The organism is Candidatus Nitrosopumilus sp. SW, from assembly GCF_006740685.1.
GTDB lineage: Archaea > Thermoproteota > Nitrososphaeria > Nitrososphaerales > Nitrosopumilaceae > Nitrosopumilus.
The window spans coordinates 1,355,455-1,367,180 of sequence record NZ_CP035425.1; the positions used below are offsets into that span (position 1 = coordinate 1,355,455).

The 11,726-nt window shown below is 33.5% G+C and carries 13 protein-coding genes; 3 read left to right on the forward strand and 10 right to left on the reverse strand.

Annotation, left to right across the window (positions count from 1 at the left end; all coding sequences use genetic code 11):
• Window positions 1–25: 25 nt before the first annotated feature.
• Window positions 26–1,039: an isocitrate/isopropylmalate dehydrogenase family protein gene (locus Nisw_RS08095; RefSeq protein ID WP_141978108.1), complete on the forward strand. Its 1,014-nt coding sequence runs from the start codon at window positions 26–28 to the stop codon at window positions 1,037–1,039.
• On the opposite strand, the gene Nisw_RS08100 is transcribed toward Nisw_RS08095, so the two are convergent.
• The 5 genes from Nisw_RS08100 to Nisw_RS08120 form a co-directional block, all read right to left on the reverse strand.
• The gene (locus Nisw_RS08100) at window positions 1,036–1,311 is read right to left on the reverse strand and encodes a hypothetical protein (RefSeq protein ID WP_141978588.1); all 276 of its coding nucleotides are present in this window, start codon (window positions 1,309–1,311) and stop codon (window positions 1,036–1,038) included. The genes Nisw_RS08095 and Nisw_RS08100 overlap by 4 nt on opposite strands.
• Before the next feature lie 293 nt (window positions 1,312–1,604).
• Window positions 1,605–1,850, reverse strand: coding sequence for a hypothetical protein (locus Nisw_RS08105; protein ID WP_141978110.1), 246 nt, complete (start codon window positions 1,848–1,850; stop codon window positions 1,605–1,607).
• Window positions 1,851–1,987: 137 nt separating this feature from the next.
• A complete protein-coding gene (locus Nisw_RS08110) occupies window positions 1,988–4,648 on the reverse strand; it encodes a hypothetical protein (protein ID WP_141978112.1) in 2,661 nt (886 codons plus the stop codon).
• A gap of 98 nt (window positions 4,649–4,746) precedes the next feature.
• Window positions 4,747–6,033: an aspartate--tRNA(Asn) ligase gene (aspS, locus tag Nisw_RS08115; protein ID WP_141978114.1), complete on the reverse strand. Its 1,287-nt coding sequence runs from the start codon at window positions 6,031–6,033 to the stop codon at window positions 4,747–4,749.
• Window positions 6,033–6,551: a transcription elongation factor NusA gene (locus Nisw_RS08120; protein ID WP_141978116.1), complete on the reverse strand. Its 519-nt coding sequence runs from the start codon at window positions 6,549–6,551 to the stop codon at window positions 6,033–6,035. The genes aspS and Nisw_RS08120 overlap by 1 nt, the downstream gene beginning before the upstream one ends.
• Before the next feature lie 80 nt (window positions 6,552–6,631).
• Between Nisw_RS08120 and Nisw_RS08125 the strand changes: the two genes are divergently transcribed.
• Window positions 6,632–7,567 carry an ABC transporter ATP-binding protein gene (locus Nisw_RS08125; RefSeq protein ID WP_141978118.1) on the forward strand — a complete coding sequence of 312 codons (936 nt, stop codon included), beginning with the start codon at window positions 6,632–6,634 and terminating at the stop codon, window positions 7,565–7,567.
• A 1-nt stretch (window position 7,568) separates the two neighbouring features.
• Here the strand turns inward: Nisw_RS08125 and Nisw_RS08130 are convergent, their stop codons facing one another.
• Both Nisw_RS08130 and Nisw_RS08135 read right to left on the reverse strand, forming a co-directional pair.
• Complete coding sequence (locus Nisw_RS08130; RefSeq protein WP_141978120.1) at window positions 7,569–7,862, reverse strand: hypothetical protein; 294 nt, start codon at window positions 7,860–7,862, stop codon at window positions 7,569–7,571.
• 129 nt (window positions 7,863–7,991) lie between these two features.
• Window positions 7,992–8,366: a hypothetical protein gene (locus Nisw_RS08135; RefSeq protein WP_141978121.1), complete on the reverse strand. Its 375-nt coding sequence runs from the start codon at window positions 8,364–8,366 to the stop codon at window positions 7,992–7,994.
• A gap of 90 nt (window positions 8,367–8,456) precedes the next feature.
• Between Nisw_RS08135 and Nisw_RS08140 the strand changes: the two genes are divergently transcribed.
• Window positions 8,457–9,089, forward strand: coding sequence for a VTT domain-containing protein (locus Nisw_RS08140; protein ID WP_141978123.1), 633 nt, complete (start codon window positions 8,457–8,459; stop codon window positions 9,087–9,089).
• On the opposite strand, the gene Nisw_RS08145 is transcribed toward Nisw_RS08140, so the two are convergent.
• The 3 genes from Nisw_RS08145 to Nisw_RS08155 are packed head-to-tail and all read right to left on the reverse strand — an operon-like array spanning window position 9,086 to window position 11,639.
• The gene (locus Nisw_RS08145) at window positions 9,086–9,643 is read right to left on the reverse strand and encodes a DNA-3-methyladenine glycosylase (RefSeq protein ID WP_141978125.1); all 558 of its coding nucleotides are present in this window, start codon (window positions 9,641–9,643) and stop codon (window positions 9,086–9,088) included. The genes Nisw_RS08140 and Nisw_RS08145 overlap by 4 nt on opposite strands.
• Window positions 9,627–10,217, reverse strand: a complete 591-nt coding sequence (locus Nisw_RS08150; RefSeq protein ID WP_141978127.1) for a uracil-DNA glycosylase — start codon at window positions 10,215–10,217, stop codon at window positions 9,627–9,629. Before Nisw_RS08150 ends, Nisw_RS08145 begins: the two co-directional genes overlap by 17 nt.
• Window positions 10,218–11,639 carry a TldD/PmbA family protein gene (locus tag Nisw_RS08155; RefSeq protein WP_141978129.1) on the reverse strand — a complete coding sequence of 474 codons (1,422 nt, stop codon included), beginning with the start codon at window positions 11,637–11,639 and terminating at the stop codon, window positions 10,218–10,220. It abuts the gene before it with no gap.
• Between the last annotated feature and the right edge of the window lie 87 nt (window positions 11,640–11,726).

Consider the following 11,726-nt stretch of genomic DNA (forward strand, 5'->3'; position numbering starts at 1 on the left):
CTCAAAACTCTGACAAAGTGATCGTATGTATAAAATCTCATTAATTACTGGTGATGGAATTGGACCTGAATTATCTGAATCTGCAATTTCTGTATTGACCACCATTAACGATAAACTTGATTTGAAATTTGACATAACGAAATTATCTGCAGGAGATAAGGCATTAGAACAAACAGGAAAAGCATTACCTGATGAAACAATTAATGCAATAAAACAATCCGATGCCTGTATGAAGGCACCTGTTGGAGAAAGTGCCGCTGATGTAATTGTTGTTTTAAGAAGAATGCTTGATCTTTATGCTAATATCCGACCTGCAAAATCTTATCCACATATGCCTGCATTGCGTGATGATATTGATATGGTAATTGTTAGAGAAAATACTGAGGATCTTTACACTGGAAAAGAATTCAGTTTGGGCGATGCTGCAGTAGCTTTGAGAATAATTTCTGAAAATGCATCAAAGAGAATTGCAAAATATGCATTTGAAGCTGCAAAACAAAGAAATTCAAAGAAAAAAGTTACCTGTGTTCATAAATCAAATGTTATGCGAGTTACAGATGGATTGTTTTCAAAAGCTTGTACTGAAGTATCAAAAGACTACCCTGACATCAAATTTGAACAAATGTATGTTGATGCATGTGCAATGAACTTAATCCGACAACCTCAAGAATTTGATGTTGTAGTCACTACAAATCTATTTGGTGATATCTTGTCTGACGAATCTTCTCAAGTTGTTGGTGGATTGGGTATGGCTCCAGCTGCAAATATTGGTGATAACTTTGCATTGTTTGAACCAGTACATGGTGCTGCGTTTGATATTGCAGGACAAAATATTGCAAATCCTTCGTCGTTCTTACTTTCAATTAAAATGATGCTTGATTGGCTTGGAACAAAACACAATGATTCAAAATGTTTTGAAGTTGGCCAAAAATTAGAATCTACGATATTTGATTTAGTAAAAACTGGAATCAAAACAAAAGATATTGGTGGAGACAAAACTACTTCTGAATTTACAAAACAGATAACTGATAACCTCTAATCTTTTCGCTTCTTTACATCTGATTTTGGTGGATTTAGTGACCAAAAAAACATGGCCAAACACACTGGAATCAAAATTAGAACTGCCGCAACAACTGATATTACATAAAATCCTCCTTCTAATCCTGGCATAAATGGTCCTGGAAAAACTGCATAAAACCACAAAAATCCAATAAAAACAAAGACTAGCCTGTTTTTTCTTACTAGTTGCTTTACACTTAATTTTCTTTTGTGAATGTAGCATTCCTTACAACGCGTTCTATCATCTATCATACATGATGTACAACAATTCTTCTCACAAAAGTAACAAACTCTATCTCCAAAACTTGAACCGCAAAAATCACATTTGTACACTAGATTAGATCTGATTCTTTGAATTTATCTCTTTTTCAAATTACCAATTTTTATTAATCGGATTTTGGATGAATCTTTAATGGCAAAATGTTGTATTTGTAAACTTGTTGAAGGTACACTCAAAATTAAGGAAGGTAACCCCAAATACAAAGGAAAACCTATCTGTAAAGAATGCCAGGGTTATCGGAAACTATTGTTAGAAACAAAATAATCTATTCAGATTTTGGTTTATTCTTTTCTGCCCACTCTTCATACATTTTGATTAGTTCATCCACATCTTTCCCATCTTCAGAATATGTTACAATTACTCCAAAGTTTCCTTTTTTATCATGACCTCTGGCAAAATACCCCCAAAAAGAATCTGGTAGTTTTTGAAAACTATTTGAATCATGTGAAACTCCAATCAGATTATTTCCTATGACTTCAACGACTTTTTTTGCATCTTCTTGTTCTATCATGAATTAATGTAATTTTATTACAATAAAAATCTGAATGACTATGGACTTAGTTTGACTGTTAACCGCCTGATTAGCGGCTAATTTCATGTATTTTGTATTTAGATCTTGTATTTAGGGATTGATCAAAGAGTTTAGAATCAAGGACCAGAGCCACCCATTTGGGCCTCATTTCCTGCAGGATTAACTCCAGTCAACTCATAAAATGCATCCACCTGACTTTGAGTCAACCATGTATTGTATGATGGAACTTCAGATACTTTGCCAAATCCACAATTCTCAGGATCAGGATCTTCTATTCCAGTCAATTCCAAATTAACTGCATGGCCTGAATTTGTATGATAGTGCCACGCATTATCGCACTCTCCATCCCATTGCCATAAAGTAAACTGAGAAATTGGATATTGGACTCCACCAATTTCTAAAATTGTGAGTGAAGATAATTGTTCCATTTCACCACCTTCATCAATTTCTACCTCAGTCCCATCTATGTCGTCTTGTTCATCACCAACTCGCACTTCACTGGGCTCACTAAGATCTAAAACTACTATTTTTTGCAAGTCATCGGCAATTGAATCAAAATCATCTTCACCTTGTTCTACCATATCTTTTCCCAATTCATCATTTGAAGAAAATTGTATTCCTATGGAAGTAACAGAAACGTTTTCTTGCCCTAGACCTAGAATGTTAAAAACACCTATTACAATATCGTCTCCTTGTGAAACCAAATTACCGGTATCTGAATGTGATGAAACTTCTATAGATCCTAAATCAATTGCTATTGTGTTAATTCTAGTTATTTCTGAATTTTCTCCTACAATAGTAAATTCCAGTACTTTCAACTCCTCGCCTGGGATGTTTGTAATTTTTGTATCGAAATTATAAGAAGTGATGGTAGCTGGCGAATACACATTTAGATGAAAAACAGCCATATCTTTTTCTGATTTTGCTTTCTTTAGTGCATCTTGTGCTTTTACATAACCATCGTTAATGCTGATAAGATCGTCTCTAACTGACTCAATCAAAATTTCTTGTTGTTCAACACTTTTTTCAAGTTCCAAAATTGGAATGTTGATTTTATTTGCAATTTCCTCTATTGATGTGATTTGTTGTTGTGTATTTTTGAGAATAGAAACAGAGTTCTTCAAATCCGTATCAGTTTTGTCTTTTAATGTCTGCATTTTTTGTGCAAGTTCTTGATTCTCAGAGGTTTTTTCTTCAGAGTAAATATCCCATGCAGCATCACTTGCCTCATCAAAAATTTCTGATTCTAAATTCTTTGTTTCTAAAAGATACGTAAATGCTAACTCATTCCATTTTTGTTCCTTGTATAAATTAAAAATAAAATCTTGACTAATCTCTATTGTGTCTATTTGTTTTTGTTTTTCCTTAAATGAAATAATCTCTTCTTTCATCATAAACTGTATTCCTTGCTTGAAATCATTATCAGAAATTGCTCCAGCAACCCACCAGTCCGCATTATTTCGAATCCATTGAGGAATTGCAATGTTGTCACTAATTGCTATTGTACCCTGGGAATCAACTTCGACATTATCTACTTGAACAATTTGTTCTTTGACTAAAAATGCCAAAGATGTTGCAAATTCTCTGTCACTAACAATTCCATCTGCCCACCATTGAGCAGAAGTTTTTATCCACTGAGGTAAAGAAGATTCTTCTTTAGGTTCAATGTCATAGATGGCTAAAAATGCATCTTCATATTTATCAAGAGATTCAATATATTTTCCTTGAGAAGCTAATGATTGAGCTTCAAGTGCAAAATCATTAGCGATTGATTTTTGTGTGCTATCTGATTCGGAGGAAATGGTGTCATAAATGGCATCTGCATAATCTACAACTATGCTAGGAGTTTTTTGTTTGAGTTGTTCAAATTCTAAATCTGTTGTTTCAGTTAATCCTTCTTCTTTTTGAGAATCTGAATTGAGACGAATTACATCTTTAGAAGAAGAAATAAAATCATCTACTGAAGCAGCTAGTGCAAATTGATCTGTTGTAGGAATTTGAATGGAGCTTGCAACTTCTTTTTCTTCTTTTGGTAAGCATTCTCCATTAGGATCATCTACGGGCTCTGTAATCACGGACCAACGAATTTCAGCACCCCCATCATCTCCCTTTAATTTTGTAACAATGTTTGATTGGGGTTTTTCTATTGTATCATTTTTAATCCCTAAATGATCATCACCATTTAATCCCGCAATGAAAGTGGCAATACCTGCAACTGCAACTGCTTTTCCTGTAACAACCCACCCTCCAGGACCAAATGCAAGAGCTGCCCCTGCAACAGTTGTAGCACCACCAATAACCGTATTTGCAGTAGATTGATCAGATTCTCTAAGATCAAATGTGTATGTAATTGGACTCATTTCAGAACATTCAATGTGCTCATAAAGAACTTCATTTCGAAAATTTTTTACTGGTTCTTCAAACCATCGGTAACAACTCCACGTTGAATCAGGCCTTGATTCTGAATGGCATGTTGTTAGTCGATAATCCATATAGTTATGATCATAGTCTTTATGATCTTTGAAATTTTCATCATGTCCTTTATGATTAAAAACATAACTGAAAACAAGTTCTGCTTCCCCTGCATCAATAGGGTCATCTTGGTTTTCATTTAATTTGATACTCTCAAGTATTACTTTGACTTTGATTTTTGGAGCATGTGCTCCTGGAGGATCATTTGGATTGCTATTATTGTGTGCAAATGCCTGAGAATTTGCAAGAATTGAAGAAGATAAAAGGATTAATGAAAATAAAATAACTGAAAACTCTTTTTTCAATAAAAATCTCCTATTCTATACGTACATTAACTTTTAGCTAACATTCCAGTATTGGTAATTTTCATTGCTAACATGTGTCTTAATTGAAAATATTTTTGTCATGGACTTAGTCTGTCAGGATCTCGTGGATACAATACCACTTCACGTACATTATCAATTCCAATCAATGTGGTCATCAATCTATCTAATCCCATTCCCCATCCTGAATGTGGAGGCATTCCCCAATCAAACGCTTTAAGGTGGTCAGTAAATTGTGCCGGATCCAAATCTTGTTCTTTTAGTCTGGCCTTTAGCATCTCTGGGTTGTGTAGTCTTGTTCCTCCTGAAGATAATTCTAGGTATCCAAATTGCAAGTCAAATGAGCGTGATAATTCTGGGTCTTCATCTTTTTCTCTAATGTAAAATGGTTTTAGTTTCATAGGCCAGTCTGTCAAAAAGAAAAATCCTGGATGATTGTCTCCTATTATTCTAAGATGTGAATCTAACAAATCGTCTCCAAACTCTACTTTTTCATCTGCACTCTTTAGTTCATCAATACATTGATTGTATGTAATTCTCTCAAATGGTGATTTTGGAACTTCTATTGTATGTCCTATTTCTTCTTGTTCTTTTTTACAATTTTCTGCAGTATACTTGTAGACTTCCATAACTAGTGATTCTAAAACATCCATAACGTCATTGTAATCCATGAATGCTGCTTCAATGTCTATGCTTGTAAATTCACTAAGGTGTCTTCCTGTATGAGAATTTTCTGCTCTGTAAAAGTTTGAAATTTCAAATACTCTTTCTAATCCTATTGTCATCTGTTCTTTGTATAATTGTGGACTTTGAGCCAAATATGCTTTCTTTCCAAAGTACTCCAATGAAAAGAGATTTGCCCCGCCTTCACTTGCACTACCAATAATTTTTGGCGTAGTAATTTCTATGAATTTTTTTTCTGCTAATGTCTTTCTTAGTGACTGTAAAACATAATGTCTTAATTTGAAAATGGATGCTGTTTTTTGATTTCTCATATCTAGTGCACGATGATTTAGTCTTGTATCGATGTTACTTTCTACCCTTCCAATAGGATCAACTGGCAATGGATGAATTGCTTTTCCTAACACTTCAATTTCTTCTGCTTTAATTTCAAATGCAAAATCTCTTGCTTTTGTTTCTTGTACTATTCCCTTTACACTTACAACACTTTGTCGGTTAATTTCTCCAAGGTTGTCGTTTAATTCACCTTTTACAATGACTTGGGAAATTCCAGACACGTCACGTAATGTGATAAATGACATTTTTCCTAACTTTCTTAAATCCTCAATCCAACCACCTAAAACAACTTGTTTTCCAATTAATTCAGATGTGAGTTCTGAAATGTCATGAGTTTTTACAAAGACCATTACTTTCTACCTTTATCCTCAAATTCTATCTCAATGTCAAGGTTTCGGGCATTTTTGACAATTTCAACAACTTTTTCAGTATCAATTGGGAATTTAGGCGTCCATTTGCCTGAAACAACTGCTTTTGTCTTTTGAACTCCTCCTGGTGCCCAAACTGAATTTATTGAAAGGATTTTGGTTGGAAAGAATAAATCTTCAATGAACCTCTTATCTGTCTCATCAGCTTCTACCAGCCAAATCTTGCCTTTGAATTGGTCCTGAAGTAGTCTGTATAATGTCCTGCTTTGTCTAATAATCATGATGTCATTTTTTGCCAACGATAATACGAAATTGCCTTGAAATTCCTTGCATGAATATAATGTAAAATTTTCAATCTCATTATTTGATTTTGCAACTTTGGCCAGAACCATTGATGCGTCAACATCAGCTTGAGTTAATTCTCCTGATTCAACTTTACCTTCACATTGTGGGCATAGTATTGAATTTTTTGCATCAAAGCCACATATTGGTAATTTCATTTGAATCGATTTTTCATTCTGACAAAGTTGTTTATATCCCTTAGTGCAAAACAGAAATTCTAGTTTGGATATGAAAAATCATGGGATTTCTATCTGTTAATGGATTAACATCTAGATATGATTCCTCAAAAGGTCCTGTCTATGCTGTAGATGATGTGGATTTTTCATTAAATGATGGTGAATCAATAGGAATTGCAGGTGAGAGTGCATGTGGAAAAAGTACTTTGGGCTTGTCTATCATTCGCATGCTTTCAGGGGGAAAAACTCAAGGGGAGATTGTCTTTGATGATAAATCCATTTTAGACATGGATGAAACTGAATTCAATGAGAATTTTAGGTGGAAAAAAATTTCTATGGTCTTTCAGGGTGCAATGAATTCACTTGATCCTGTTTTTACTATTAATGAACAATTTCTTGAAATCCTAAAACAACATAACTTTGAAGGTGATTCAAAACAGTTAATCTCTGATGCAATGAATTCTGTAAATCTTGATGAGAATGTTCTAAAAAAATATCCTCATGAGCTTAGTGGTGGCATGAAACAAAGAGTTGTAATTGCTATGGCTCTGCTCTTAAAACCAAAATTTGTAATTGCTGATGAACCTACTACTGCACTTGATGTTCTTATTCAGGCCCAAATAATCAATCTCTTAAAATCCCTGAAAAAATCTGGTATGTCTATTATGTTAATTACGCACGATTTGGCAGTTTTATCTGAGATTGCTGATAAAATTGGGATAATGTATGGTGGGCAAATAATTGAATTTGGCTCTTTAGAAGAAATTTATAAAAATCCAAAACATCCGTACACTCAAGGACTTTTAGAATCTATTCCAACTTTGAAGGGAAACAAACCAAAATACATCAAAGGAATTCCTCCAAGCTTACTTGATGCTCCAACTCAGTGTAGGTTTATTGACAGATGTCCTAAGGTTGTTGAAAAATGTAAACAACTCCCACCTAAATTCAAAACTGAAACTGGATATGTTCGCTGTTGGCTGTATGAAGAAAAATAGTCTATTTTGATTTTAGATACTCTTCATCGATTTTTTTTAAATAGATTTCTTGTATTTGTGTAATCTCTCTTTGTGTGGTATTTTTACAAATCATCTTTGCGTATTTTATCAAATCTGGATTGTCTTGTGTTTTTTCAAATTCCTCTATTTTTTTAAAAGACTCTTGCTCAAATTTCATGACTTCTCTAAGTTCCTTTCCTATATCTTCTGCATTCATTTTTTCATATTCTTTAGAATTTGATTTTCTAAAACTGATCTCATCAATTAGTTTTTGAATTTCATCAGGTTCGTCCATGTTATTTCATATTCAAAGTAATAAAAAAAGCTAATTTTGATTTTCTTTTTTATGCTCTAAAACATGTTTCAACCCATCTGTCATACTAAGCGAATCTAAATCGATCTCACAATATGGACACTTCAATTTCTAAGAATATTTTTTTACAATTGGTAAACAAGAGTCAATAATTCTGAGTACCTCTGATCTAATTACTTTTTTATCAATTGATATCCAAACTCTTTCTTTTTTGATTGCAAATGATATTGTTTGTACTTTTTTTCGTTCTTCCCACACAAATTCGATTTCTCCTAGATTTTTATCAAAAAATCCTTCCAAGTCTGTCTTTATTGCAATATGTGAGAATTGGTATTGGGTATTTTTTTCATTCAATAATGGCACTAAATCTGCTCGTCTTTTGTATGCCTGTAATTCCCCACTTTCTCCTATTACTCCTACAAATCTGATGTATGGGCTAATTCCTGCTATTGTATCACAAATTTTTTCATAATCTTTTTTTGTCATTCACAGGAGTTGATAAAATATGATATTTTAATGATTGTCATACATTCTTTTCTAGTTTTAATTAAATAATACATGAAAACAGTTTGAACAGTGGATTTTGTTGATCTTTTTCCATTTGCTCCTGAAATAGGCTATCTTAGTTTGGGACTAGTCAACTTTTTTGGTTCTCTTGTCCCCTTTGTTCCTTTACCTGGATTTTTGTTGTTGGCTACAATGGCTGTAGGTGATCAATTTGATCTGCATATATTGGCAATTCTATCTGCAGTAACTGCAACTGTCGCAAAACAGATAATTTTCTATGTCAGTTACGGCGGTCGAAAGATTATCAATGAAAAAACTCGAAAAAGAATGCGACCATTTGAAAGATTAGTAAAAAGATATGGTGCAGGTGCTGCATTCTTTGCAGCTGCAACCCCCATTCCTGATGATTTGGTATATGTTCCATTAGGACTTGCAAAATATAATCCAAAACGATTCTTTATTGCAACTCTGACTGGAAAATTTGTTCTAAGCTATACTATTGTCTTTGTTTCTCACTATCTTGGATTGTCTTTGGTTGAACCATTTCTTGAAAACATAGATGACGCTACACCTGTTTACATTGGAATTATTATTTTTGGAGCAACAATGACTGCTGTTGTGGTTTTGCTTTTACGATTAGATTGGCAAAGAATTCTTGGAAAATTTGCCCCTTGGACTTTGGATGAAAACAATGACGACTAGATTTTTATTTTAAAATTCCACAACTTGTCTGTTGCTTCTTTAATTCCTATCCTTGGCGATGACACAATCTTTTTTGCCTCTATTCCTTCTGTTATGTATAATTTTGAATTTTTTGTCAAATCTAATCCGTAATGCTCTTTTGTAATCTCCAATGCCTGAGTTAACTTTGCAGGTCCATTAGTAAGATTTTTCAAATCTTTTTTATTTCGATTTTCTTGCATTTTCTTTATTCCTTTTTCTGGCTCGATTGCTCGAATAAGGACTGCTCCTGCAGCAACTTTTGGATTCCGAGCTACTACGTTAAAACAATAATACATTCCATATGTGAAATAAACATAAGCCATTCCTACATCTCCAAACATTGCCTTGTTCCTGTCTGTGATTTTTCTATATGCGTGACTTGCAGGATCATCTTTGTGTCTGTAAGCTTCAGTTTCTGTAATTATACCTGAAATTTCACTCCTTCCTATTTTCCTGATAATTTTTTTACCTAGCAAGTTTTTTGCAACAGTTACTGTATCTTGAAGATAAAATTTTCTAGGAAGTGTACTCAATATCTATCATAACTGCTTTATTGTTTTTTAACTCTCTGATTAAATCAAATAGTTTTACAATGTCTTCATTTAATGTTGAGATTAACTCTTGATTGTATATAGTTGCAGCAGGATGAATTGTTAAAAAATACAACTGATCATCTTTTCGTACTAACTTTCCTCTAAATTTTGTAATTTCTGAGCCTCCCAACACGGAATTAAATGCAGTATTTCCTAAAACACAAATAATTTTTGGTTTTATTATTGAAATTTCTTTTTTTAGGTATTCTTTACATGTGTCTCTTTCTTTTGTATTTGGCACTCTGTTATTTGGAGGTCTACATTTTACAACATTGGTGATGTATACATCTTCTCTAGAAATTCCTGCTCCTTCAAGTGCTGCAGATAGTTTCTTTCCTGCAACTCCTACAAATGGCTCTCCATTCTTGTCTTCATTTCTTCCAGGTGCCTCACCTACAAATATTACGTCTGATTCAAAATTACCTTTTCCTGGAACAGAATTTGTTCTGGTTTTACATAAATCACACTTTGTACATTTGATTACATTTTGTTTTACTGTCTCTAGTTGATTCATCTAGTTCACACTCTTTACTGTTGCAACTCCTCTAATTGATGGTCCGCCATTTCCCATAATCATTGATTGCATTGGATCTCCCTTCCCGCAATTTGTAATTGGTCTGACTGTAAAGTCGTTTCCACATGCATCAATTGATTCAAAAAACTCTGGTGAGGTTCCCATGACAATCACATCTCTAAGTAAATCTGTAACTTCACCATTCTCAATTTTTTGTGCATACTGACAGGATATGCTCCAATTGTACCGTTTCATGTCAATTGATGGGATTTTCATATTGGAAATAAGATATCCATTTTTTACTTCTTTTATCATTTCTTCAACATCCCAATCTCCATTTCCAATACACGTACATGCCATTCTGATTAATGGCATAAAACGAAAGTTAGTTGCTCTCATGTTTCCGGTAGGCGGTTTGTTGAAAATTTGCCCTGTTTCTCTATTTTGCATGTGATTTTTTAAAACACCTTTTTCCATCAGAGTGGTTTTCCTTGTCTGAACTCCTTCATCATCAAAAAAATACCATCCTAAACTTTCTTTGATGGTAGGGTCATCAAACACATTTAGCTGTTCTGATCCGATTTTTTCTCCAATTTTTCCTTTCCACCAAGCTCCTCCTGCCCATGCCATCTCTTTTCCTAACACCCTGTCTGCTTCTGATGGATGACCTAAAATCTCATGTGTAAGCAATGCCACAAAATCTGGATTCATGACAACGGTTGATTTTTCTTCTTTTGCAGGTTTTGCTGATAATAATTCTGATGCTTTTTTAGCAATTTCTTGTGCACTGTTTTGTGTTTTATCATTCCTTGTTATTTGCTCCATGCCTCCTCTTCCTCCTTCTGTAATGTTTACTGATTGAGTTAAACCAGATTCATGTGCAGTAGCAACCATGTCAATTACTACATCTGAAAAATTCTGTAATATTTCAGATCCTTCACTATTTGTAAAATATTTTGAATTATTTGTATACCATGGATTTACAATTGACTTGATAATTTTTGGTGCATCTAAAATATTTTTATTACACTCTATTCCGATTTTCATCAATTTTTCTAAATCTGGTTTTTCTAATATTGGATAATCTATCTTTTTCTTTACTGCAACATTTGGATATATGCTGAATTTTTCTTTTTTATTTTTTGCATAATGAACAGAATTTTTAATTGATTCGTCAATCGAATTTTTAATTTGTTCTTTTGATTTTGGGTTTGTGATTGAGCAAAAACTCCATGTTCCGTTTTTTACCAGTCTTATTCCTATCCCTGTATCATTAATTGATCTAACGTGCTCTGTTTCTCCATTTTCCATTAATACTGATTTTCTCTCTTGTTCTTCAGCTCTTGCATCGCAGTATTGAACACCTGCATCAACTGCATATTTTATGGCATAATCTGCTAACTCTTGTAACTGAGTATCCATATGCTATGAATCTGGGAGGTATTCCTAAGTCTTCTGGTCTTTAATTATTTGAAATAGCAGGCATGGTAAAGTAATATTCATCTTCGA